Origin of the sequence: Ensifer sp. Root423, assembly GCF_001426275.1 — a bacterium.
In the GTDB taxonomy this organism is placed as follows: domain Bacteria; phylum Pseudomonadota; class Alphaproteobacteria; order Rhizobiales; family Rhizobiaceae; genus Ensifer; species Ensifer adhaerens.
Genome location: NZ_LMEG01000045.1, coordinates 171756 through 195034, shown reverse-complemented (window position 1 = coordinate 195034; position 23279 = coordinate 171756). Strand labels below are relative to the sequence as shown.

General features: G+C 63.7%; 20 protein-coding genes. 12 read left to right on the top strand and 8 right to left on the bottom strand.

The features are described from left to right. Positions 1–2 precede the first annotated feature (2 nt). Positions 3–1619 carry a citramalate synthase gene (gene cimA / locus ASD01_RS29560; RefSeq protein WP_060644837.1) on the top strand — a complete coding sequence of 539 codons (1617 nt, stop codon included), beginning with the start codon at positions 3–5 and terminating at the stop codon, positions 1617–1619. Between the two features lie 215 nt (positions 1620–1834). Further along, positions 1835–2767 carry an EamA family transporter RarD gene (gene rarD, locus ASD01_RS29555; RefSeq protein WP_034804008.1) on the top strand — a complete coding sequence of 311 codons (933 nt, stop codon included), beginning with the start codon at positions 1835–1837 and terminating at the stop codon, positions 2765–2767. A 68-nt stretch (positions 2768–2835) separates the two neighbouring features. Here the strand turns inward: rarD and ASD01_RS29550 are convergent, their stop codons facing one another. Next, entirely contained in the window at positions 2836–3456 is a 621-nt protein-coding gene (locus ASD01_RS29550) for an LOG family protein (RefSeq protein ID WP_034804006.1), read from the bottom strand. Between the two features lie 244 nt (positions 3457–3700). Here ASD01_RS29550 and ASD01_RS29545 point away from each other — a divergent pair, with 244 nt between their 5' ends. The 4 genes from ASD01_RS29545 to pssA all read left to right on the top strand — a co-directional run bounded on the left by ASD01_RS29545 (position 3701) and on the right by pssA (position 9319). Further along, on the top strand, positions 3701–5464 hold the full coding sequence (locus ASD01_RS29545) for a LysM peptidoglycan-binding domain-containing protein (protein WP_034804004.1): 1764 nt from the start codon (positions 3701–3703) through the stop codon (positions 5462–5464). Between the two features lie 205 nt (positions 5465–5669). Beyond that, positions 5670–7556, top strand: coding sequence for an ABCB family ABC transporter ATP-binding protein/permease (locus tag ASD01_RS29540; RefSeq protein WP_034804301.1), 1887 nt, complete (start codon positions 5670–5672; stop codon positions 7554–7556). Between the two features lie 179 nt (positions 7557–7735). Continuing rightward, positions 7736–8434 (top strand): phosphatidylserine decarboxylase, encoded by a 699-nt coding sequence (locus tag ASD01_RS29535; protein ID WP_034803995.1) that lies wholly within the window; start codon positions 7736–7738, stop codon positions 8432–8434. A gap of 9 nt (positions 8435–8443) precedes the next feature. Further along, positions 8444–9319: a CDP-diacylglycerol--serine O-phosphatidyltransferase gene (pssA, locus tag ASD01_RS29530; protein WP_051659665.1), complete on the top strand. Its 876-nt coding sequence runs from the start codon at positions 8444–8446 to the stop codon at positions 9317–9319. A gap of 107 nt (positions 9320–9426) precedes the next feature. Here pssA and ASD01_RS29525 read toward each other — a convergent pair whose 3' ends face one another. The 5 genes from ASD01_RS29525 to alr form a co-directional block, all read right to left on the bottom strand. Next, a complete protein-coding gene (locus tag ASD01_RS29525; RefSeq protein WP_034803992.1) occupies positions 9427–10167 on the bottom strand; it encodes an SDR family NAD(P)-dependent oxidoreductase in 741 nt (246 codons plus the stop codon). A gap of 12 nt (positions 10168–10179) precedes the next feature. Then, a complete protein-coding gene (purF, locus tag ASD01_RS29520; RefSeq protein ID WP_034803990.1) occupies positions 10180–11667 on the bottom strand; it encodes an amidophosphoribosyltransferase in 1488 nt (495 codons plus the stop codon). 145 nt (positions 11668–11812) lie between these two features. Then, positions 11813–12436 carry a CvpA family protein gene (locus ASD01_RS29515; protein ID WP_034803987.1) on the bottom strand — a complete coding sequence of 208 codons (624 nt, stop codon included), beginning with the start codon at positions 12434–12436 and terminating at the stop codon, positions 11813–11815. A gap of 124 nt (positions 12437–12560) precedes the next feature. Then, positions 12561–13964, bottom strand: a complete 1404-nt coding sequence (gene radA, locus ASD01_RS29510; protein ID WP_034804296.1) for a DNA repair protein RadA — start codon at positions 13962–13964, stop codon at positions 12561–12563. Between the two features lie 149 nt (positions 13965–14113). Next, entirely contained in the window at positions 14114–15253 is a 1140-nt protein-coding gene (gene alr / locus ASD01_RS29505; RefSeq protein ID WP_034803986.1) for an alanine racemase, read from the bottom strand. 150 nt (positions 15254–15403) lie between these two features. On the opposite strand from alr, the gene ASD01_RS29500 reads away from it, so the two are divergent. The 3 genes from ASD01_RS29500 (at position 15404) to ASD01_RS29490 (ending at position 17367) form a co-directional block, all read left to right on the top strand. Next, positions 15404–16261, top strand: a complete 858-nt coding sequence (locus tag ASD01_RS29500; protein ID WP_034804294.1) for an AraC family transcriptional regulator — start codon at positions 15404–15406, stop codon at positions 16259–16261. A 156-nt stretch (positions 16262–16417) separates the two neighbouring features. Further along, entirely contained in the window at positions 16418–17071 is a 654-nt protein-coding gene (locus ASD01_RS29495) for an AzlC family ABC transporter permease (protein ID WP_051659671.1), read from the top strand. Further along, on the top strand, positions 17068–17367 hold the full coding sequence (locus ASD01_RS29490; RefSeq protein ID WP_034803985.1) for an AzlD family protein: 300 nt from the start codon (positions 17068–17070) through the stop codon (positions 17365–17367). Before ASD01_RS29495 ends, ASD01_RS29490 begins: the two co-directional genes overlap by 4 nt. Before the next feature lie 117 nt (positions 17368–17484). On the opposite strand, the gene ASD01_RS29485 is transcribed toward ASD01_RS29490, so the two are convergent. Then, positions 17485–18987, bottom strand: coding sequence for a replicative DNA helicase (locus ASD01_RS29485; protein WP_043611355.1), 1503 nt, complete (start codon positions 18985–18987; stop codon positions 17485–17487). Between the two features lie 332 nt (positions 18988–19319). On the opposite strand from ASD01_RS29485, the gene ASD01_RS29480 reads away from it, so the two are divergent. Genes ASD01_RS29480 through ASD01_RS29470 form a run of 3 tightly spaced genes read left to right on the top strand, consistent with a single transcriptional unit; the run spans position 19320 to position 22597 of the window. Beyond that, positions 19320–19763, top strand: a complete 444-nt coding sequence (locus ASD01_RS29480; RefSeq protein WP_034803983.1) for a MarR family winged helix-turn-helix transcriptional regulator — start codon at positions 19320–19322, stop codon at positions 19761–19763. 5 nt (positions 19764–19768) lie between these two features. Beyond that, positions 19769–21481, top strand: a complete 1713-nt coding sequence (locus tag ASD01_RS29475) for an MFS transporter (RefSeq protein WP_082572951.1) — start codon at positions 19769–19771, stop codon at positions 21479–21481. Between the two features lie 18 nt (positions 21482–21499). Beyond that, positions 21500–22597 carry an HlyD family secretion protein gene (locus ASD01_RS29470; protein ID WP_051659664.1) on the top strand — a complete coding sequence of 366 codons (1098 nt, stop codon included), beginning with the start codon at positions 21500–21502 and terminating at the stop codon, positions 22595–22597. A 103-nt stretch (positions 22598–22700) separates the two neighbouring features. Here the strand turns inward: ASD01_RS29470 and rplI are convergent, their stop codons facing one another. Beyond that, on the bottom strand, positions 22701–23276 hold the full coding sequence (gene rplI / locus ASD01_RS29465) for a 50S ribosomal protein L9 (protein ID WP_034803982.1): 576 nt from the start codon (positions 23274–23276) through the stop codon (positions 22701–22703). Positions 23277–23279 lie beyond the last annotated feature (3 nt).

Here is a 23279-nt window from a genome sequence, read left to right as displayed (position 1 = left end):
CCATGACCAGGGAACGCATCTACCTCTTCGACACGACGCTGAGAGACGGGCAACAGACGCCCGGCATCGACTTTTCCGTCGAGGACAAGATTGCGATTGCCGGCCTGCTCGATCAGTTCGGCATGGACTATATCGAAGGCGGCTATCCCGGCGCGAACCCGACCGACACGGAATTCTTCGGGCGCAAGCGTACCCAGAAGGCCACCTTCGTCGCCTTCGGCATGACCAAGCGCGCCGGGGTTTCCACGTCGAACGATCCGGGCCTCGCGGCGCTGCTCGCGGCCAAGAGCGACGCCATCTGTCTTGTCGCCAAGAGCTGGGACTATCACGTCGAAGTGGCGCTCGGCTGCACCAACGAGGAAAACCTCGACAACATCCGGGCCTCGGTCGAGGCGGTGGTCGCCTCCGGTCGCGAGGCGATGGTCGATTGCGAGCATTTCTTCGATGGCTACAAGGCCAACCCCGCCTATGCGCTCGCCTGCGCGAAGACGGCCTTTGACGCCGGCGCGCGCTGGGTGGTCCTCTGCGACACCAATGGCGGCACGCAGCCTCCGGAGGTGCGCGAGATCGTTGCGGCCGTGATCGCTGCCGGCGTGCCCGGCGCCAATCTCGGCATCCACGCCCATAACGATACCGGCCAGGCGGTCGCCAATTCGCTTGCGGCGGTCGAGGCCGGCGTACGCCAGATCCAGGGCACGCTGAACGGCATTGGCGAACGCTGCGGAAACGCCAATCTCGTCACGCTGATCCCGACGCTTGCTTTGAAAGAGGCCTATTCCAGCCGCTTCGAAACGGCGATCGATGCCGACCGCTTGCTGGAGCTGACGAAGCTCGCCCATTCCTTCGACGAGCTGTTGAACCGCTCGCCAGACCAGCAGGCGCCTTACGTGGGCGCGTCGGCCTTTGCAACCAAGGCCGGCATCCACGCTTCGGCATTGCTCAAGGATCCGCGCACCTATGAGCACGTGGCGCCGGAAAGCATCGGCAACCTGCGCAAGGTCATGGTGTCCGACCAGGGCGGCAAGGCCAATTTCATCAACGCGCTGAAGCGCCGCGGCATCGTCGTCAGCAAGGACGACCCGAAGCTCGACAAGCTGATCGCCATCGTCAAGGAACGCGAAGCGACCGGCTATGCCTATGAAGGGGCGGATGCGAGCTTCGCGCTGCTCGCCAGCCGCATTCTCGGCACGGTGCCGGATTTCTTCCACGTGGAAAGCTTCCGGGTGATGGTCGAGCGCCGCTTCGACGCCAACGGCCATCTGAAGACGGTGTCGGAAGCGGTGGTGAAGGTGGTCGTCGACGGCGAGACGATGATGTCGGTCGCCGAAGGCCACGGCCCGGTCAACGCGCTCGACCTGGCGCTGCGCAAGGATCTCGGCAAGTACCAGTCGGAAATCGAAGACCTGGAGCTCGCGGACTACAAGGTCCGTATCCTCAATGGCGGGACCGAGGCGATCACCCGCGTTCTGATCGAATCGACCGATGGCACGGGCGCACGCTGGTGGACCGTGGGGGTCTCCGACAACATCATCGATGCGTCTTTCCAGGCGCTGATGGACAGCATCGTCTTCAAGCTGCTCAAGAACCGCGACCACGTCGGGCTGATCGCCGCCGAGTAATTTCGGCGATCGGCCCGGTAACGCTGATGAACTGGCCGGGGGAGGGTGAGCAAAACTCATTCTCCCTTCACGGAAATGAATTGGTGCATCACCGGCCATTGGGGTAGGACGCACCAATGGGAGATCGTGCCGGCCGACTGGCTGTGCCCTCCCTTCTGACCGGTGAGCGGCCGTTGCCGCCAGGGCTCTCCGGCAAAACACCAGGAAAAGATGATATGGCCGAGCCGAAAGCACCCGCCGAAAATACCGATTCCGCACAAGGCTTTGCCTTCGCGCTGACCGCCTATCTGCTTTGGGGCTTCCTGCCGTTCTTCATGAAGGCTGTCGCCCATATCCCGGCGCCGGAAGTGGTGGCGCACCGGATCGTGTGGTCGGTGCCGCTCGCAGGTCTCGTGCTGCTCTGGCTCGGGCGCACCGACGATATCAAGACGGCACTGCGCTCGCCGCGCATGCTGTGCATGGCCGCACTGACTGCCGTGCTCATCACCATCAACTGGGGCATCTATGTCTGGGCAATCGGGGCGGGCCGCGCCATCGAAACCGCGCTCGGCTACTACATCAATCCGCTCTTCTCGATCTTCCTCGGCGCCGTGCTTTTGAAGGAGAGGCCGAACCCGGCGCAGATGGTCGCAATCGCGCTCGCTGCTTCCGCCGTCGCCGTGCTCGCCTTTGATGCCGGCGGTCTGCCGTGGGTGTCGATCGGCCTCTGCCTGTCCTGGGGTTTCTACGCCTTCTTCCGCAAGACCCTGCCGGTTGGCCCCAACCAGGGCTTCTTCCTGGAAGTCCTGCTGCTGAGCGTTCCGGCCATCGGCTACATCATCTGGCTGGAGACGACGGGGCAGGGCCATTTCGGTGACACCGGCATGGCCGACGTCCTGTGGCTGTTGTCCTGCGGCATCGTCACGGCCGTGCCGCTGATGATCTATGCCAATGGCGCCAAGCTCCTGCGCCTCTCGACCATCGGCATCATGCAGTACATCGCGCCGACGATGATTTTCGTGATCGCCGTCTTCGTCTTCCATGAGCCCTTCGGTACGGCAAAGCTCATCGCCTTCGGCCTGATCTGGGCGGCGCTGGTGATCTATACCGGCGCGATGCTGGCTGAAAGCAGGGCGCGCCGCGCCCTGCAGGCAAGCCCGGCCGAATAAGGTCGGTTGCGATAGAAACAAAAAAGGCGCGCCGGGGGCGCGCCTTTTTTGTTGGCTGAACAGGTTTCTCAAAGCTTGGAGATGATCTCGGCTTCGCCGTCGCGGCCGTTGCCGCCGTTGGCGGCCGCCAGGATGGTCGGCACGATGTCGGCGGCATCGTTGACGACGAGCGGCTGCACCAGATGCGCCGTGTGGACGAAGCCCTCTTCGCGCATGTGCTGCAGGAGGTCCATCATCGGCCTCCAGAAATTGTTGATGTTGCCGAAGACCATCGGCTTGCGGTGACGGCCGAGCTGCGCCCAGGTCATGATCTCGACGATCTCTTCAAGCGTGCCGATGCCGCCCGGCAGAGCCACGAAGGCGTCGGCGCGTTCGAACATCGTGTGCTTGCGCTCGTGCATGTCGGCCGTGACGATCAGTTCGTTCAGTTGGCCGAGCGAATGGCGGGTCGCTTCCTTGTCCATCAGGAATTCAGGGATGATCCCGGTGACTTCGCCGCCGTTGGAAAGCACGCCGCTGGCGACCGCTCCCATGATGCCGCGTGTGCCGCCGCCATAGACCAGGCGAAGCCCGTGATCGGCGATGGAGCGGCCGAGCGCGCGGCCGGCCTCCATGTAGGCATTGTCGCGTCCCGGCTGTGACCCGCAATAGACGCAGATGGATCGAATCGTGCTGTTCTCGGTGCTCATGCCCCCCAAAAAACATTGCAGCGCAGCATGGGTCAAGAAAAATGAGGGGAAACCCGGCTTTCTGTGGGTTGCCGTGCCTTCGGCTGCTTGTATGCCGAATCGCGAATCGCTAGCAATTTCAGTGATTGATTGAAGAAATCGGACGAGTTGCTTGCTGTTGCGCTATAATGACGGCGCAAGCCCGCACCGCAGGCCGATGAGAGGGCATGCGCGGAGCGTTGCTCCGCTCCGTGTGGAGAGTGGCATGATCAAAAATAAGGCCGGCTGGGTGGCCATTTCTGTCCTCGTGGCAGCAACAGCGTTGATGGTATTCGTAATTCAACCGAACTTGCGCGACGACGGCCAGAAGCCAACGGCGGAGCAGGCGGCAGGCACCGCGACACAGTCGACCGAGGCGACGCCTGCGACCAGTGGCCCGCAGGCGGCTGGCGCCTCTGCCGAGACAGCAAAGACGGATGCTGCGCCGCAGCAGGAACAGTCGAAGGCCGACGCGGCGACTGCCGCCAATGCGCCTGCAACCGATCCCGCCATTCCCGGTTTCGATGTGTTGCGCGTGGAGCCCGATGGCTCGACGGTGATCGCCGGCCATGCCCAGCCGAATTCGAAGCTTGAGATCCTGAGCGGCGATACGGTGGTCGGCACCGCTGATGTCGGCGCGACCGGCGACTTTGCCGCGGTCTTCGACGATCCGCTTCCGGCGGGTGACCATCAGCTCACGCTGCGCAGCACCGGCGAAAACGGTGCGGTGAAGAGCTCCGAGGAGGTCGCGACCGTTTCTGTTCCCAAGGATCCGTCCGGTCAACTGCTTGCCATGGTCTCGAAGCCCGGCATGGCGAGCCGGCTGATCACGACGCCGGATACGGTGGAGGGGACAGCGGCTGTGGACGCCAAGCCGGCCGAGGTTGCTTCCGCAACGCCGCAGGCGGTCGATACCGCTACTGCGCCGGCCAAGCTTTCTGGCGTGCCGGGCCTGCAGGTGAGCGCCGTCGAGATCGAAGGCAGCAAGATGTTCGTTGCCGGCAGCGCCAAGGCAGGCGCCTTGGTTCGCGTCTATGCCGACGACAGGCTCGTCGGCGAAATGAAAGCCGACGACAAGGGCCACTTCGTCGTCGACGGCCAGATCGAGTTGACGGTGGGCAGCCACATCATTCGGGCCGACATGCTGAACGAGGATGGCACCAAGGTCGTGATGCGCGCTTCGGTTCCCTTCGACCGGCCCGCCGGATCGCAGGTCGCGGCCGTGGCACCTTCGGGCACGCCGTCCGCAACCGCGGGTCTCGATGGCCTGCGTGCGGAAGCTGGAAAGGCGCTCGCGCTGCTGAAGGGTCTCTATGCCAATGGCAAGGTGCCGAACGGCGAGCAACTGGCCGCCGCCCGTTCGGCGACCGAGATCGCGTTGAAGTCGCTTGCCGATTTCCGCCTCGCCGACAGTTCCGACCAGACGCTCGTCGCTTCCGCGACGCGGGCCGCAAAGGCCTCCGCAAGTGCGCTCGCGGCGCTGAAGGCTGCACCTCAGGACGCATCGAGCGTGGCGACGGCACTTGCCAAGGTTGATGAAACGGTTGGTGCGGTCCTTGCCGAGCAGGGCAGCGCCACGCCGGCGTCGCCCGAGAAGGCCCAGCCGAAGGACAATGCCCCGGCTCCGGGCGAACTGGCAAAGGCAATGGGTGCTGGAAGCGCAGTTGTAAACGACGCTGCACCGGCGCAGTCGGCGACCGAAACCGCGGCCGTTGCAGCCTCGCCCGACCAGCCCCAGACGCTCGAGCAGGCTCCGCTCAAGGAGAGCAAGAGTTCGGTGATCATCCGCCGCGGCGATACGCTGTGGCAGATCTCGCGTCGCGTCTACGGCGCCGGCCTGCGCTACACCACGATCTATCTCGCCAACCAGGACCAGATCGAGGATCCGGACCGCATTCGCCCGGGTCAGGTCTTCGGCGTGCCGGACAAGGCGCTGCCGGACGACGAATCGCGGGAAATTCACAAGAAGCACATGAAACAAGAGCAATAAGCAGCCGATCGGCGGCCGCCGACATTGCGGCGGCTGCGACGGATGCTTATCTCCAGACCAAGGGCGGCGCCTTCGACAGGGCGCCGCTTTTCATTGAACGGTGATGACGGCGCCGCAGGTCTTCGTTTACAGGGAAGGCTCGGCGCAGAGCTTGGATGCGCAACAATCTGCCTCCAAGCGCGCAAACGTAAGAGCGGATCAGAACGTGGCACCCCAGAAGAAAACCGTTTCGGCCGATACCAGCAATCCCTTGCATACGATCGCCAATCTCTGGCCCTACATGTGGCCATCGGACAGGGCCGATCTCAAGCTTCGGGTGATCTGGGCGACGGTCATTCTGATCATCGCCAAGGTCGTCCTGATCCTCGTTCCCTATTCCTTCAAATGGGCAACCGATGCGCTGAACGGCAAGCCGGATGTCCTGGGCTTTCTGCCCGTGTTCATGACCGGCGCGGTCATGCTGGTGCTTGCCTACAACCTCGCGCGTCTTTTGCAGGCCGGCTTGAACCAGCTGCGCGATGCGCTGTTTGCAAGCGTCGGTCAGCACGCGGTCCGGCAACTGGCCTACAAGACCTTTGTGCACATGCACCAGCTGTCGCTGCGCTTCCATCTGGAGCGGCGCACCGGTGGGCTTTCTCGCGTCATCGAGCGCGGCACCAAGGGCATCGAAACGATCGTCCGATTCACCATCCTCAACAGCGTTCCGACCCTGATCGAATTCCTGCTGACGGCAGTGATCTTCTGGTGGGGCTACGGCTTCAGCTATCTCCTCGTCACCGCCGTCACCGTCTGGCTCTACATCTGGTTCACCGTGCGCGCGAGCGACTGGCGCATCGCCATCCGCCGTTCGATGAACGACAGCGACACCGACGCCAACACCAAGGCGATCGACTCGCTGCTGAACTTCGAGACGGTCAAGTATTTCGGCAACGAGGAGATGGAAGCCCGTCGCTTCGACAAGTCGATGGAACGCTACGAGGCGGCGGCGACCCAGGTCTGGACGTCGCTCGGCTGGCTCAACTTCGGCCAGGCGTTGATCTTCGGCGCCGGTACGGCCGTGATGATGATCATGTCGGCGCTTGCCGTGCAGCGTGGCGAGCAGACGTTGGGTGACTTCGTCTTCATCAACGCCATGCTGATCCAGCTTGCGATCCCGCTCAACTTCATCGGCTTCGTCTACCGCGAAATCCGTCAGGGGCTCACCGACATCGAGCATATGTTCGACCTGCTCGACGTGCGCGCCGAAGTGGTGGATCGCCCGAATGCGAGCGAACTTGTCATCGGCAAGGGCGCCATCGCCTTCAAGGATGTGCATTTCGCCTATGACGCGGCGCGTCCGATCCTGAAGGGCATCACTTTCGAAGTGCCCGCCGGCAAGACGGTCGCCGTCGTTGGCCCCTCCGGTGCCGGCAAGTCTACGCTCTCGCGGCTGCTCTATCGCTTCTACGACGTGCAGGAAGGGGCGATCACCATCGATGGCCAGGACGTGCGCACAGTGACGCAGAAGAGCCTGCGCTCGGTGATAGGCATGGTGCCGCAGGACACGGTGCTCTTCAACGACACCATCGCCTACAACATCCGCTATGGCCGCGTTTCGGCGAGCGAAGCCGAAGTCGAGGCGGCGGCCGAAGCCGCGCAGATCGCCGAGTTCATCCGCACGCTGCCGGAGGGCTTCCAGGCCATGGTCGGCGAACGGGGCCTGAAGCTTTCGGGCGGCGAGAAGCAGCGCGTTGCGATCGCCCGCACCATTCTCAAGGCGCCGCCGATCCTGATCCTCGACGAGGCGACCTCGGCACTAGATACGCGCACGGAGCAGGAGATTCAGTCGGCACTCGACGTCGTTTCGCGCAACCGCACGACGCTTGTCATCGCGCACCGGCTCTCGACCGTCATCAACGCCGACGAGATCATCGTGCTGAAGGACGGCGTCATCGCCGAGCGCGGCACCCATGGCGAGCTGATCGATCGCGACGGCCTCTATGCCTCGATGTGGAGCCGCCAGCGCGAAGCGACGCAGGCCGAAGAGCAACTGAAGCGCGTGCGCGAGAGCGACGATCTCGGCATCGTCACCCGCGGCGAGCCGGCGGTTTGATGGCGTCTTTTTCTTTGCTGAGCGCGACGCGTTTTGTCGCTACCGGGCGGGCAACGTTGCCCGCCGGGACATTTCGCGCTAGAGCGGGGGGCAGGAAAAGCGTTTGCGGTTTTCCGTCCGCATCCCGCGCTAACTTATAGAAAACGATCACGTTCCACGGAAAATCTGGAGTAGAGTTCATGAGCCTGGTCAATACGATCCGCAACACGCTTGTCCCGGTGCACAAGGAAGGCTACCGCTTTGTTGCGATCTTCTTCGTCGTGTCGCTGGTGCTTGGCTTCCTGTGGGAGCCGTTGATGTGGATCGGCTTCGTGCTGACCGCGTGGTGCGCTTACTTCTTCCGCGACCCCGAGCGCATGACGCCGCTCGACGACGATCTGGTGATCAGCCCGGCCGACGGCCGCGTCTCGTCGATCGCGACGGTCCTGCCACCGGAAGAACTGAACCTTGGTTCGGAACCGATGCTGCGCATCTCCGTTTTCATGAATGTGTTCAACTGCCACGTGAACCGCGCGCCGATGGCCGGCACCATCACCCGCGTCGCCTATCGCGCCGGCAAGTTCGTCAATGCCGAGCTCGACAAGGCGAGCCAGGAGAACGAGCGCAACGGTCTGGTGATCGATACAAAACACGGCGCCATCGGCGTCGTTCAGATCGCCGGTCTCGTTGCCCGCCGCATCCTGTGCTGGAAGTACGAGAACGGCTCGCTGGAGGCCGGTGAACGCTTCGGCCTGATCCGCTTCGGCTCGCGTCTCGACGTGTTCCTGCCGGCCGGCTCCGAGCCGCGCGTCAGCGTCGGGCAGACTGCCGTTGCGGGCGAAACCGTGCTCGCCGAGTTTGGCTCGGCCAAGGGCCCGGTCATCAGCCGCCGCGCATAAGGAGTGTCTATGGAAGGCTCTGAACAGGAAAAACCGATCGACACGCGGCAGGCGTCCGAGGACGCCAGCGGCTCGAGCGATACCGCACGCGGCCCACGGCTGCGCGAAATCCCGCTACGGTTGATGATCCCCAATCTGATCACCGTGCTCGCGATCTGCGCCGGCCTCTCGGGTATCCGGCTCGCCTTTGAAAACCGCATCGAGCTTGCCGTTGCCATGGTGTTGCTCGCCGCCTTTCTCGACGGCATCGACGGCCGTGTCGCGCGCGCCCTGAAGGCGACGTCGAACTTTGGCGGCCAGATGGATTCGCTCGCCGATATCATCAACTTCGGTGTCGCGCCGGCCCTCGTGCTCTATGTCTTCATCCTCGACCAGGCGCGTTCGATCGGCTGGATCGCGGCACTGATCTACGCGATCGCGATGGGCCTGAGGCTCGCCCGCTTCAACGTGATGGCGGAGCGCCAGGTCAAGGCGTCCTGGCAGTCGGAATATTTCGTCGGCGTGCCGGCGCCCGCGGGCGCCATGCTGGTGCTGTTGCCGGTCTATCTCGGCCTCCTGGGCCTGGCGCCAGAACGCACCTTCGCGCTCATCGCATCCGCCTACACGGTGCTGATCGCCTTCCTGCTCGTCAGCCGTCTGCCGGTCTGGTCCGGCAAGTCGGAAAACAGCCGCGTGCGCCGCGACCTCGTTCTGCCGGCCATCCTCGGCGTCGTCTTTTACGTCGCGACGCTGATGACCTACACATGGGAAACGATGGCGGTGACGGCGCTTGGCTACCTGATCACGCTGCCCTTCGGCGCGCGATCCTGGCAGCGCAAATATGGCGGCGATTGGCCTGCCCATCCTTCGACCGGCGGCGACGGCCTGCCGGGCGACAAGGACTAACGCAAGTCCGCGAGAGGCGTGAATGGCTTTCCGACCGGCAATGCCCAAAATGAAAAGGCCACCGTGACGACACGGTGGCCTTTCTCATTTGAGCGGTGTGACGAAGCTTATTCCGGCAGCCGGTAGTCGACAATCTTGTCTTCGCGCACGATGTAGAGCTTGCCGGTCTCGGTCTGGTTGGGGCCAACCAGCGGCAGCAGCTTGGCTGCGACTTCCGAAGGATGCGGCACGGTTTCCGGATCCTCGCCCGGCATCGCCTGAGCGCGCATCGCCGTACGGGTGGCGCCGGGGTCGACCGAGAGGATGCGCAGCGGCAGGCGCTGCGTCTCGCCGGCCCAGGTACGGGCCAGAGCCTCGACGGCAGCCTTCGAAGCGGAGTAGGGCCCCCAGAAGGGCTTGCACTTGTGTGCAGCGCTCGACGACAGGATCAGCGCACGGCCGGCATCCGACTTGATCAGCAGCGGCTCGAGCGAACGGATCAGCCGCCAGGTGGCGTTGACGTTGATGTTCATCACCTTGTCGAACACCTTCGCCTCGACATGCCCGATCGGCGAGATCGTGCCAAGCACGCCGGCATTGGCAACGAGGATGTCGAGCTTACCCCAGCGTTCGTTGATCGCGCCACCGAGCTTGTCGATCGCCGGCATGTCGGCAAGGTCGAAGGGCACCAGCGTCGCCGAGCCGCCCGCAGCCTTGATCGCGTCGTCGAGTTCTTCGAGACCGCCGACGGTGCGGGCGCAGGCAACCACATGGGCACCGGCCTTGGCCAGTTCGAGAGCGGTGAAATAGCCGATACCGCGCGATGCGCCGGTGACCACGGCCACCCGGCCTTTGAGATCGATCGTCATTTTTCTGTCTGATTATCCGTTGCTGGCGAGAACCGAGAGTTTGCGGACATTGCTGGCGCCTTCCTGGTCGAGAAGGCGGGTCGGATAGTCCCCGGTGAAATAGTGGTCGGTGAACTGCGGCGACTTCGGATCGCGCTTTTCGCCGCCGACCGCCTCATAAAGACCGTCGATCGACAGGAACTCGAGCGAGTCCGCGCCGATGTAGCGGCACATAGAGGCGAGGTCCGCATGCTGGTTGGCGAGCAGCTTGTCGCGGTCCGGCGTGTCGATGCCGTAGAAGTCCGGATGGAAGATCATCGGGCTCGCGACGCGCACATGCACCTCGCGCGCACCGGCCTCGCGCATCATCTGAACGATCTTTACCGACGTCGTGCCGCGCACGATCGAATCGTCGACGAGGATGATGCGTTTGCCCTCGATCATCGCGCGATTGGCGGAATGCTTGAGCTTGACGCCGAAGGCGCGGATCTGCTGCGTCGGCTCGATGAAGGTGCGGCCGACATAATGGTTGCGGATGATACCGTATTCGAAGGGGATGCCACTCTGCTGGGCATAGCCGAGGGCGGCCGGCGTGCCGCCGTCCGGCACCGGAACCACGACGTCGGCCTCGACCGGCGCTTCCTTGGCGAGGTTGATGCCCATGTTCTTGCGCGACACATAGATGCTGCGGCCGCCGACGACCGAGTCCGGCCGGGCGAAGTAGACATATTCGAACAGGCAAAGACGCTCGGGCTGCGAAACCTCCGGCTTGCGCGCGTCGATGGTGATCGAACCGTCGGGCTGGATCTCGCAGATGATGACTTCGCCGTTCTCGACGTCGCGGACATAGGTCGCGCCGATGATGTCGAGTGCGCAGGTCTCGGAGCAGAAGATCGGCTTGCCGTCGAGTTCGCCCATCACGAGCGGACGGATGCCGATCGGATCACGTGCGGCGATCAGCTTCGTGCGCGTCATCGCCAGCATCGAATAGCCGCCTTCCATCTGGCGGATGGCATCGATGAAGCGGTCGGAAGAGGACGCCTGCTTGGAACGGGCGATCAGGTGCAGCACGACTTCGGTGTCGGACGTCGACTGACAGATGGCGCCGTCGGCGATCAGCTGCCGGCGAAGCGTGAGGCCGTTGGTGAAATTGCCGTTATGGGCGACCGCAATGCCGCCGACTTCGAGTTCGGCAAAGAGCGGCTGCACGTTGCGCAGCGCCACTTCGCCCGTCGTCGAGTAGCGGGTGTGGCCGATCGACATGAAGCCCGGCAGTTTCGCCAGCGTCGCCGGATCCGTGTAGTGGTCGCCGACGAGGCCCATGCGCTTCTCAGTGCAGAACTGCTTGCCGTCGAAGGTGACGATGCCGGCTGCTTCCTGGCCGCGATGCTGGAGCGCATGCAGGCCCAGCGCCGTCAGCGCCGCGGCGTCGGAGTGCCCCAGTATGCCGAAGACGCCGCACTCTTCGTGCAGCTCGTCGCCTTCGAGTTCATCGTGGATTTCGATGGATCTATCGGTCATCACAGTCGCCTTTGCTCCGTACCGGTGCGCATATCGTGATCAGGCCCGCCGTCTTCAAGCAATCTTAGCTGAAAACGGCTGCAAGCGTTATTCCCCAAAAGGACAAAGCCCGCGGGGCGGGCTTTGTCGGCAAATCGTTCCTGTCTCAGCCGTTGGTGGCCGGGGCGTCGTCGGCGGGCGCCTGGTCCGGCGTCGTCGCAGGTGCCTGGCCGGGCGTCGTTGCCGGCGCTTCGCCTTCGCCTTCGCCGGTCGTGTCCTTGCCGCGCAGGCGATCGAGAATGGTGGCGTCAGCTTCTTCGGGCAAAAGCGCGATCAGCTTGTTGCCGAGATTGTCGAGCAGCGGCTTCGACTTGGCCTGGGTGACCCAGGTCGGCTGCTGCTGCGGAGCGACGAGCCAGTTGAAGAACAGCATGGCGACGACGACCAAAAGGATGCCGCGGGCAGCGCCGAACAGGAAGCCGAGCGTGCGGTCGAGCGCGCCGATGCGGCTGTCGATGATGAAATCGGCGATCCGCATGGTGATGAAGGAGATGATGATCAGCGCGATCAGGAAGATCACCGCCGCCGATCCGATCATCGCGACCGTGTCGCTGTTGGTATACTGCTTCGCATAGGGCAGGAGATGCGGGTAGAGGAAGTAGGCGGCAGCCGCCGCACCCACCCAGCTCGCGACCGAAAGCACCTCGCGCGAGAAGCCTCGAACCATGGCCAGGATTGCGGAAAACAGGGCGACGCCGAGAACGATACCGTCGAGAATTGTAATGGGCATTTTGTCCTTACTCCGGACCCGGTTCGTCCGGGTCTCCTCAAGCCTATCCGCCATCGGCCCTGAGTTCAGGGCATTTGCAGCCTGTTTGCGGCCCTTAAAGGGCGGCCTGCGGCATCCGCATCTTTCAGTCTTCGTCCTCCACCGGTCTCAGCGCGTTTCGCGACCCCGCGATGCGCGCCACCAGATCGGGCAGGCTTTCCATCTCGCTCCAGCGGCCATTGCCGTTTTTCGGCAGTTCGGTCGAAGCGGACGGCAGGACCGCCTGGGAGAACCCGAGCTTCTCGGCTTCCTTAAGGCGTTGTGCGGTATGCGCAACCGGCCGGATGGCACCCGACAAGCTGACTTCGCCGAAATAGACGCAATCCGCCGGAAGGGCAAGCCCGGCAAGCGATGAAACCAGTGCGGAAGCCACAGCTAGATCGGCCGCCGGCTCGGAAATGCGGTAGCCACCGGCGATGTTGAGATAGACGTCGTGCTGGCCGAGCCGCACGCCGCAATGGGCTTCCAGCACGGCAAGGATCATCGAGAGCCGTGCGGAATCCCAGCCGACGATGGCGCGTCTCGGCGTGCCGAGCGAGGTCGGGGCGACCAGCGCCTGCACTTCGACGAGAACCGGGCGGGTGCCTTCCATGCCGGCAAAGACGGCGGCGCCCGGCGATTTCTCGTTGCGTTCGCCGAGAAACAGTTCCGACGGGTTGGCGACCTCGCGCAGGCCCTTGTCCGACATTTCGAACACGCCGATCTCGTCGGTCGGGCCGAAGCGGTTCTTGACGGTGCGCAGGATACGATAGTGATGGCCGCGGTCGCCTTCGAAATAGAGCACGGCGTCGACCATATGCTCGACGACGCGCGGACCGGCGATCTGGCCCTCCTTGGTCACATGGCCGACGAGCACGACGGCGGTTCCCGTCTGCTTGGCAAAGCGGATCATCGCCTGCACGCCGGTGCGAACCTGGGTCACTGTGCCCGGCGCGGAATCGACGATGTCGCTCCAGAGCGTCTGGATCGAATCGATGATCACGAGATCCGGGCGCTTGCCTTCCGACAGCGTCGCCAGAATGTCCTCGACGTTGGTCTCAGCAGCGAGCAGCACATCGCTGTCGGCAGCCCCCAGCCGCTGGGCGCGAAGACGCACCTGCGCCACAGCCTCTTCGCCCGAGACATAGATGACGCGATGCTTGCGGCGCGAGAGCGCTGCCGCTGCCTGCATCAGCACCGTCGACTTGCCGATACCGGGATCGCCGCCGACGAGCAGCGCCGATCCGCGCACGAAGCCGCCTCCGGTCACCCGGTCGAGTTCCGAGATGCCTGTCTGGATGCGTGGCGCGTCTTCGATCTCGCCCGAGAGGGTGGTGAGCGCCACCGGGCGTCCCTTCTTCGGCGCGCGCGACGGACCGCCGCCGATGCCCGCCGTCGGGTCGTCCTCGATGATCGTGTTCCACTCGCCGCAGCCTTCGCATTTTCCCACCCAGCGAGTGTGGATCGTGCCGCAGTTCTGGCAGATGAATTGGGTACGCGCTTTCGCCATCGGCATCGACTTTCGGAATGTGAGACCGCCGACGTCGCGAGGGGACGTCGGCGGCAAAGAATCATCTGTATCGTCACATAATGCCGCAAAGTGCGGAACAAAAGGTGAATTTCTGCAAGAATAACCGAAAAATGAGCTGAAGGAGCGCGTCAGACGCTGTCGATATAGTGCCTGATATAGCGGCGGCCGAGACTGGTCAGCATCTCGTAGCCGATCGTCCCTCCGGCGCGCGCGACATCGTCGATGGCGATGTGCCGGCCGAAGAGCTCGATGTAATCACCCGGTCGTACCGCGCTTTCAGGAAGGTCCGTGACGTCGAAGAGACTGAGGTCCATGGTGACGCGCCCGACATGCGGGACCTTCTGGCCGTGCAGGAAACCGAAGGCCCCTGATGGCGTTGCCTGCCTGAGCGTGACGCCGCCGCCGGACACGGAACGGTGATAGCCATCGGCATATCCCACAGCCACCGTGGCGATGCGACTGTCGCGGTCGAAGCGGGCAGAGGCGCCATAGCTCGCGGTGCCGCCGGCGGCCACGTCGCGCACCTGGATGATCCGTGCTTCGGCGGTCACCACCGGCTTCATCGGGTTGGGGATGTCGTTCACCGCCTCGCCGCCATAGACGGCGATGCCCGGCCGGGTCAGGTCGAAATGATAGTCGGGCCCGAGGAAGACGCCGCCGGAGTTGGCAAGGCTCGCATCGACCCCTTCATAGGCAGTCGACACCTCATGGAAGCGACGGAGTTGAAGGCCATTCAGCCGATGGTCCGGATCGTCGGCGCTGACGAGATGGCTCATGATCAGCACCGGCGAAAAGCTTGCCGGCCGCGCCGGGTCTGTCGCAAGCGCAACGGCCTGCTCGACCGTAAGGCCGAGCCGGTTCATGCCGGTATCCACATGCAGCACGCAAGGGTGGTCGCCACGCTCGGAAAGGGCGGCCATGAACACGGCCAGCTGCTCGTCCGAGTTGATGACCGGCACCAGATCGTTGTCGAAGAACAGCGCCTCGTTGCCCGGCCACATCCCGGCGAGAATGTAGATCCGGCCGTCCGGTGCAAGCGGACGGAGTGCTGCGCCTTCCTCGGCATTGGCGACAAAGAAATCGCGGGCGCCGGCCGCATAGAGGGCAGGGGCCGCCTGCGCGATGCCGATGCCATAGGCATCCGCCTTGAGCACGGCTGCGGCACGCGCCTTGCCGGAGCGCTTGTTCATGGCCCGCCAGTTGTCGACAAGCGCGCCAAGATCGATCGTGAGCCGGTTGGAAGCGGAAAGGAAGTCTGGAGGAAGCATGCCGGGCACTCTGCGTGGATGATCCAGGATCAATACAGCCAAGCGCAGAGCGTCGCAAATATTCCCCTGTCGCGGCGCCCTCGCGGATGGACCAGGCAAACGAGCACTTTTGTGCAAGACGCAGCCGCGCAGGCGCACTATGGTTTTGCCATGCAGACAATTTCGCAGGAAGAAGCCATCGATGTCATGCCGATAGAGGGCGCCGAGCGCACGCGCTTCTGGCGGGATTCCCGCTTCATGGGCATGGAATGTCTGACGGCGACCTTCATCACCCATGAATTTGCGCCGCACGCGCACGAAACCTTCAGCATCGGCGCCATCGAGGCCGGCTCGCAGATCAGCAAGATCAAGGGCGAGCGTTCGGAGGCCGGCCCCGGATACTTTTATCTGATCAATCCCGACGAAATTCACGACGGTCATCCGGGCGGCAGCGGCTATCGCTATCGCATGGTCTATCCGAGCGCCGAACTGCTGGTGAGCATCATCGAGGATGTCACCGGACGCGCTTTCAAGGGCACGCCATCCTTCTCCAAGCGTGTTTTGCAGGCGCCGGACCTGGCTCTTTCCTTCCATCAGGCCCACCGCACGCTCGAAGTGTCGGGGGCGACGCTCGAGGCGGAGGAAAAAATGTTCGCGGTGCTTGCCGCGATGTTCGAGCGCCACGGCAGCACGATCATCACGCCGATCGAAACGCGCGAGCAATCGGCCGTGCACCGGGCGCGCGACTTCCTGGCGGAAAACTATGCCGAGGACATCGGGCTCGAGGAACTGGCGAAGGTCGCCGGCCTCAGCCGCGCCCACCTCATCCGCGCGTTCCGCAAGGAGTTCCACATCACCCCGCATGCGTTCCTGACCGACAAGCGCGTGCGGGCGGCAAAGACGTTGCTGCGGCACGGCTGGTCGGCGGTGGACGCAGCCTATCAATGCGGTTTTGCCGACCAGGCGCATTTCAGCCGTCATTTCAAGGCGCGCACCGGCGTCACCCCTGGGGCCTTCCGCGCCGGCTGATCACTTTCGTTCAAGACGATCCGCAGCCCGAGTCCTAGAACACTCGGGCAATTGCGATCGCGCGCCTGTGTGGAAGGGCGGCGCATCGCGCGAATGGAGACGTGGACGTTGCAGGAAAGAAGTGCGTTCCAGGAATTTCGGGCCGCGGCGGTCGCCATGACGCCGCTGATCGTCGCGGTCATGCCGGTCGGCCTCGTGTTCGGTGCGGTGGCGGCGAGCAAGGGACTTGCGCCGGCCGAGGTGACGCTGATGAGCGCGCTGGTCTTTGCCGGCGGGTCCCAGTTCGTCGCGATGGATATCTGGACGCATCCGGCGTCCTGGGCGGCGCTTGGCTTTTCGGCGCTGCTCGTCAACATCCGCCATGTGCTGATGAGCGCTTCGATCGGCGGCAAGCTCGATAGTTTCTCCGGCCCGGCGCGCTATGCCTCGATGCTGCTTCTGGCCGACGAGATCTGGGCCATGGCCGAGATGCGGGCGAGCAACGGCAAGCTGACGCCTGCCTGGTATGCGGGCCTTGCGGTGCCTTTCTACTGCCTTTGGGTGCTGACGAGTCTTGCGGGCGCGTTGCTTGGGGCCTTCCTGGGCGATCCGAAGGTTACCGGCCTCGACTTTGCGTTCCCCGCCGTCTTCATCGTGCTGGTCATGGGGTTCTGGAAAGGACGGGAGACGGGTGCCGTTCTGGCGGCTAGCGCTTGTGCTGCCGTGCTCACGCATCAGTTGCTGCCAGGTGTCTGGTACATCGCTGCCGGGGCTGCGGCCGGGGTCGTGGTCGCGCTTCTCTCCGGTGCACGCAAGGAGGCCCATGCATGACCGTCGATCCAAATACACTGCTTGCCATCGTCGCCATGGCGGTTGCGACGATCGCGACCCGCATCGGCGGTCTCGTGCTGATCCGGTATGTGACGATCGGGGAAAGCCAGAAGCGCGCACTGGAGGCGATACCGCCGGCCGTGCTGATGGCGGTTATCGCGCCGACGGCCTTCGTGACCGGCCCGGCGGAAACGATCGCCGCTGCCGCGACGGCCGTGGCCGCCATGCGGCTGCCGCTCCTGGTATCGGTCGCCGTCGGTGTCGTCTCGGTAGCGCTGCTGCGCCTCGTGTTCTGAGAGGTTTGTGCTGGCGCGGCGCGCTTCAGCCAAAAGGCACGTGCCATTTGAGATTGAGAGCGGGCTGGGAAACCGCAAACATTTTTCCCAGCCCGCTCCGGCCGCCCCCACGGAACCCTAGTGTTCTTCGTACTGGGTGAAGGATGGATCGGCGAGATCGGTGAAGCGCGTGAATTCCGACTGGAAGGCGAGTTTCACGGTACCGGTCGGTCCGTGACGCTGCTTGGCGATGATCACGTCGGCCGTGCCCTTCACCTGCTCCATCTTCATCTTCCATTCTTCGTACTTCGGGTCGAACTCGTCGCGCGGCTCCAGGTTCTTCACGTAGTATTCCTCACGGAACACGAAGAGCACGACGTCGGCGTCCTGCTCGATCGAGCCCGATTCACGAAGGTCGGACAGCTGCGGCCGCTTGTCTTCGCGGCTTTCGACGCCACGGGAGAGCTGCGAGAGCGCGATGATCGGAACGTTCAGTTCCTTGCCGAGCGCCTTGAGGCCGGTGGTGATCTGGGTGATTTCCTGCACGCGGTTGTCGCTGGATTTGCCCGAGCCGGTCATGAGCTGGATGTAGTCCACCACGAGGCAGTCGAGGCCGCGCTGGCGCTTCAGGCGCCGCGCGCGGGCGGAAAGCTGGGCGATCGAGATACCACCGGTCTGGTCGATATAGAGCGGCACCTTCTGCATCATCTGCGAGCAGGCGACGAGCTTTTCGAAGTCGGCCTCGGAGATGTCACCGCGGCGGATCTTCGAGGAGGAGACTTCGGTCTGCTCGGAGATGATACGGGTGGCGAGCTGTTCGGACGACATTTCGAGCGAGTAGAAGCCGACGACGCCGCCGTTCTTGGCCTTGAACGAGCCGTCAGCCTGGACTTCCGGCTCGTAGGCCGCAGCAATGTTGTAGGCGATGTTGGTGGCAAGCGAGGTCTTGCCCATGCCGGGGCGTCCGGCAAGCACGATCAAGTCGGAACGCTGCAGGCCGCCCATCCGGCCATCAAGCGACAGGATGCCGGTTGAAATGCCCGAAAGGCTGCCGTCGCGCTCGAAGGCCTGGCCGGCCATGTCGATGGCGAGCGCCACGGCGTCGTTAAACGACTGGAAACCGCCGTCGTATCGACCGGTCTCGGCAAGTTCGAACAGACGGCGCTCGGCGTCTTCGATCTGGCCCTGCGGAGGCATGTCGAGCGGCGCGTCATAGGCGATGTTGACCATGTCCTCGCCGATGGTGATCAGCGAACGGCGCAGCGCCAGGTCATAGATCGCCCGGCCATAGTCTTCGGCGTTGATGATCGAGACGGCAGCGCCGGCAAGGCGCGCAAGATAGGTCGCGACGGTCACGTCGCCGACCTTCTCGTCGGCCTTGAGGAAGGTCTTGATGGTGACCGGGTTCGCCATCTTGCCCATGCGGATGATGTCGCCGGCGACTTCGTAGATCTTGCGGTGCAGCGGCTCGTGCAGATGCACCGGCTTCAGGAAGTCCGACACGCGGTAGTACGCGTCGTTGTTGACGAGGATCGCGCCAAGCAGCGCCTGCTCGGCCTCGAGGTTGTTCGGGGCCTCGCGGTAGTGCTGGTCCGCCTGATCCTTGCCGATAGGGGATAGCTTTCGCGACGCTTCGTTCATTCGTTTATCTCTGCCTCTGTCTGGTGTGGCACCGGTTTGCGTTTTAGCGCGGGCCGGGTCAAGTGCACGAGGGACACAGTCGCGAAGCGACGTCACCGCGCCCGGCGCTGTTCCCGTTGTTCGACTGATCCACAGGCGGGGGCTCGCAAATGTGCGGATTATGCCGTCGTCACAAATTTGGTCGTTGACGCCGCGAATCACCCGAACCTTCCCGACGAAACGAAGTGTAGCGCCGTCCTCCTCTGCCTCAAATCCGCATCTTGAAAATCCACCGCATTTGGATTAGATAGAGGCAGAATAATTAGCATGCTAGTAATATGGAAAAGATACCAATGTATCAACCCACCGTGAACCGCGAACTGTTCGATGCCCTGTCGCTGCTCAATCGCAAGCTGCGCGCCGTGTTCGATGCGCGGGTGAAGGAGAAGGGGCTGACGCTGTCGCGTGCCCGCGCGCTCTTCGCCTTGACGAAGAAGGATGGCCTGAACCAGCGGGAGCTCGCCGACGAACTCGACATCGAGACCCCGACACTGGTGCGCCTGCTCGACGGCATGGAGAAGCAGGGCTTCATCGAGCGGCGGGTCGAGGTCTCCGACCGACGCGCCAAGCAGATCCATATGACCGAACTCGGCCGCACCGTTGCCGACGAGATCCTCAGGCTTGCCGACGAAATCCGGGCCGAAGTGCTGCAAGGCATCGACGCAGCCGAGCTTGCCGTGACAAAGCGGGTGGTTCGTGCGATCGCCGACAATGTTCAGTCGCTGGCGCGGGAGTGACGGCGATGGGCGCAGTCGCGACGGCCGCCGCAAACGACAATCGCCTTGCCTCCGAGCTTGAGGCCGCGGAGGCCGTCGACGAGGACCAACACGGAGAAACCGTTATTGCGCCGGAACCGGCGCCAACCCCCGTGCCGGCCCCCGTCGAGAAAGGTCTGTTGCTTTCGGCGGTCTATGTCCTGGGCTCCGTGCTCCTGTTCCTGACGCAGGGGCTCGGCATGAACCTGGCGCTCGCCAACCTTACGCAGGTCCAGGGCTCGCTTTCGGCGACCTCCATCGAAGCCGGCTGGCTCTCGGCGGCCTACATGGCGCCGAATGTCAGCCTGTCGATCGCGCTGGTGAAGATCCGCGCCCAATACGGGCTGCGCCGTTTTGCCGAAATCAGCATCGCCGGTTTCGTCGTCGTCTCGTTGATGAACGTCTTCGTTTCCGATCTGCATTCGGCGATCGTCGTGCGCTTCATCAGCGGCATTGCCGCCGCACCGATGTCGACGCTCGGCTTCCTCTACATGCTCGAAGCCTTTCCGCCGGCGCGCAAACTGACCGTCGGGCTGGCGCTGGCGCTCACCTGCACGACGATTTCCGCGCCGGTCACCCGCCTGATCTCGCCGACCTTGATCGAATATGGCCAGTGGCATGCGCTCTACACGCTGGAAATGGCGCTGGCGCTGATCGCGCTGCCGATCATCTACCTGCTGCCGCTGACGCCGGTCCCGCATGCCAAGGTTATCCAGCGCATGGATATCCTGAGTTACCTCCTCGTCGCCGTCGCCTTCGGCTGCCTCGCCGTGGTCCTGACCATGGGGCGCCTCTACTGGTGGTTCGAGGCTCCTTGGCTCGGCGTCCTGCTGGTCGTCTCGATAGCGACGCTGACGACCGCGGTGCTGATCGAGCTTTATCGCCCGGTGCCGTTGATCGACGTGCGCTGGATCGCTTCAAAGGAGATCGTGCACTTTGCCGCCGTTCTCTTGATTTTCCGGCTGGTCGCCTCCGAACAATCGACTGTTGCTGCGAACTTCTACCAGCAGCTCGGTCTCCAGTTCGAGCAGGTCGCAACCCTCTATTGGATCATCCTTGCTGCGGCCATCGGCGGCGGTCTGCTTTGCGCCGCGCTGATGAATCCTGGACATGCGGAGCGCGTGCATATTCTGGCACTCGGCCTCCTGGCGGCCGGCGCCTACATGGACAGCCAGGCGACCAGCCTGACACGGCCGGAGCAGATGTATCTGAGCCAGGCGATGATCGCGTCCGGAACGGCGCTCTTCCTGCCGCCGGCCATGGCGCGCGGCTTCAAGGCGGCGCTCGCCAAGGGGCCGAGCTATATCCTCAGCTTCATCGTGATCTTCCTCTTTACCCAGAGCATCGGCAGCCTGATCGGCTCCGCCGCCTTCGGTACCTTCGTCACGATCCGTGAAAAGTTTCATTCCAACCTTCTCGCGGAACAGATCGTGCTCTCGAACCCTCTGGTTGCCCAGCGCGTCAACCAGCTTTCCGCCGCCTACGCCAAGGTGATGGGCGACAAGACCCTGCTCGGCGGCGAGGGCACCGTGTTGTTGTCACAACAGGTGACCCGCGAAGCTTACATCCTCGCCTACAACGACGCCTTCCTGCTTGCCTCGGCGGTCGCGCTTTTCGCGCTCGCCGGGCTGCTGCTGCACATCTCCCACAACTGGCTCAGGCAGAGATTGTCCGCTCCTGCGCCGATGCCGGCCACCTGATTGACAGAGTTGACGACCATGTTGAAATCCCTGCGCTCTCCCACGAGCATCATCGTTCTTCTCGCCGGCATCGCCGGTATCGCCCTTGTGCTCTACGCCTGGCGGCTGCCGCCGTTCCACAGTTCGGTGGAATCGACGGAGAATGCCTATGTGCGCGGCTTTGTAACGATCATGAGCCCGCAGCTTGCGGGCTATGTCGCCGACGTTCCGGTGCACGACTACGAGACGGTCAAGGCCGGGCAACTGCTGGTCAAGATCGACGACCGCATCTATGCGCAGAAGGTGGCGCAGGCGGAAGCCACGCTTGCCGGGCAGAAAGCCGCACTTGCCAATTCCTTTCAGCAGGAGCTTTCCGCCAAGGCGGGCATCGCCGCCAGCCAGGCGCAGCTCGATGGTGCCAAGGCTGCCTTCAATCGGGCCCGGGCGACCTGGGACCGCATCCGCCCGCTCGCGGAAAAGGGTGTTTCGACCCGCAGTGATGCCGACCAGGCGCGTGCAGGCTTTGAGCAGGCCGACGCTGCCGTGAGCCAGGCAGAGGCCGGGCTGGAAGTGTCGAAGCAGGCGCTGGCGACGACGCTTGGCGCGCGTGCCGGATTGCAAGCCGCGGTGAGCGGGGCGGAAGCGGCCGTCGAACTCGCGCGAATCGATCTCGACAACACCCGCATCGTCGCGCCGCGGGACGGCCGTCTCGGTGAGATCGGCGCGCGGATCGGTCAATATGTGACGGCCGGCTCGCAACTCCTGGCGCTGGTGCCGAACGACGTCTGGGTCGTCGCCAATTTCAAGGAAACGCAGCTCGACGGCATGAAGGCGGGCCAACCCGTCGCCATCGCGGTCGACGCGCTGCAGCGGAACGAGCTGACGGGGCATATCGAGCGGTTCTCGCCCGCCGCCGGTTCGGAGTTCAGCATCATCCGTCCGGACAACGCCACCGGCAACTTCACCAAGGTGGCCCAGCGCGTCGGCGTGCGCATCGTCGTCGATCCCGGCCAGCCGCTGGCGGAAATGCTGTCGCCCGGCCTTTCGGTCGTCGTGCGCGTCGACAAGGACGCGCCGGTGCGCGTTGCACCGGACCAGGCGAACATCGGTGTCGCGCCTGTTGCTGCCCACGGATAAGACGGCCGAGGCCCACAGAGCCATTGCCAGAAACGGCCGCGCAACCAAGAAAAAAGCCCGGATCGATGATCCGGGCTTTCGCGTGTTGAATGGCCTTTAAGGCTTATTCTTCTTCGCCTTCGAATTCGGCTTCCGGGTTGAAGAAGTCTTCCGGCTTCAGGGCGTCTTCGTCAACGCCGTAGATGGCGTCGGCCGAGGTCAGGCTTTCGCCCTTTGCCTGGCGACCGGCTTCTTCGGCCGAACGGGCAACGTTGACTTCAACCGAGATCTCGACTTCCGAGTGCAGGTGCAGCGTGACCTTGTGCAGGCCGATCGACTTGATCGGCTGGTTGAGGTCGACCTGGTTGCGGCCGACGTTGAAGCCTTCGGCAGCGAGCACTTCGATGATGTCGCGGGCAGCAACCGAACCGTAGAGCTGGCCGGTTTCGCCAGCCGAGCGGACGATGATGAACGACTTGCCGTCGAGCTTCTCGGCAACAGCCTGGGCTTCCGACTTGCGCTCGAGGTTGCGGGCTTCGAGCGTCGAACGCTCAGCTTCGAAACGGGCCTTGTTGGCAGCGTTGGCGCGCAGCGCCTTGCCGAGCGGCAGGAGGTAGTTACGGGCAAAGCCGTCGCGAACCTTTACGGTTTCGCCCATCTGGCCGAGCTTGGCGATACGTTCGAGAAGAATGACTTCCATGTT

Coding starts and splice junctions, on each gene's coding strand:
- cimA (WP_060644837.1), top strand. CDS start 3: ATGACCAGGGAACGCATCTACCTCTTCGACACGACGCTGAGAGACGGG.
- rarD (WP_034804008.1), top strand. CDS start 1,835: ATGGCCGAGCCGAAAGCACCCGCCGAAAATACCGATTCCGCACAAGGC.
- ASD01_RS29550 (WP_034804006.1), bottom strand. CDS start 3,456: ATGAGCACCGAGAACAGCACGATTCGATCCATCTGCGTCTATTGCGGG.
- ASD01_RS29545 (WP_034804004.1), top strand. CDS start 3,701: ATGATCAAAAATAAGGCCGGCTGGGTGGCCATTTCTGTCCTCGTGGCA.
- ASD01_RS29535 (WP_034803995.1), top strand. CDS start 7,736: ATGAGCCTGGTCAATACGATCCGCAACACGCTTGTCCCGGTGCACAAG.
- pssA (WP_051659665.1), top strand. CDS start 8,444: ATGGAAGGCTCTGAACAGGAAAAACCGATCGACACGCGGCAGGCGTCC.
- ASD01_RS29525 (WP_034803992.1), bottom strand. CDS start 10,167: ATGACGATCGATCTCAAAGGCCGGGTGGCCGTGGTCACCGGCGCATCG.
- purF (WP_034803990.1), bottom strand. CDS start 11,667: ATGACCGATAGATCCATCGAAATCCACGATGAACTCGAAGGCGACGAG.
- ASD01_RS29515 (WP_034803987.1), bottom strand. CDS start 12,436: ATGCCCATTACAATTCTCGACGGTATCGTTCTCGGCGTCGCCCTGTTT.
- radA (WP_034804296.1), bottom strand. CDS start 13,964: ATGGCGAAAGCGCGTACCCAATTCATCTGCCAGAACTGCGGCACGATC.
- alr (WP_034803986.1), bottom strand. CDS start 15,253: ATGCTTCCTCCAGACTTCCTTTCCGCTTCCAACCGGCTCACGATCGAT.
- ASD01_RS29500 (WP_034804294.1), top strand. CDS start 15,404: ATGCAGACAATTTCGCAGGAAGAAGCCATCGATGTCATGCCGATAGAG.
- ASD01_RS29495 (WP_051659671.1), top strand. CDS start 16,418: ATGACGCCGCTGATCGTCGCGGTCATGCCGGTCGGCCTCGTGTTCGGT.
- ASD01_RS29490 (WP_034803985.1), top strand. CDS start 17,068: ATGACCGTCGATCCAAATACACTGCTTGCCATCGTCGCCATGGCGGTT.
- ASD01_RS29485 (WP_043611355.1), bottom strand. CDS start 18,987: ATGAACGAAGCGTCGCGAAAGCTATCCCCTATCGGCAAGGATCAGGCG.
- ASD01_RS29480 (WP_034803983.1), top strand. CDS start 19,320: ATGTATCAACCCACCGTGAACCGCGAACTGTTCGATGCCCTGTCGCTG.
- ASD01_RS29475 (WP_082572951.1), top strand. CDS start 19,769: ATGGGCGCAGTCGCGACGGCCGCCGCAAACGACAATCGCCTTGCCTCC.
- ASD01_RS29470 (WP_051659664.1), top strand. CDS start 21,500: ATGTTGAAATCCCTGCGCTCTCCCACGAGCATCATCGTTCTTCTCGCC.
- rplI (WP_034803982.1), bottom strand. CDS start 23,276: ATGGAAGTCATTCTTCTCGAACGTATCGCCAAGCTCGGCCAGATGGGC.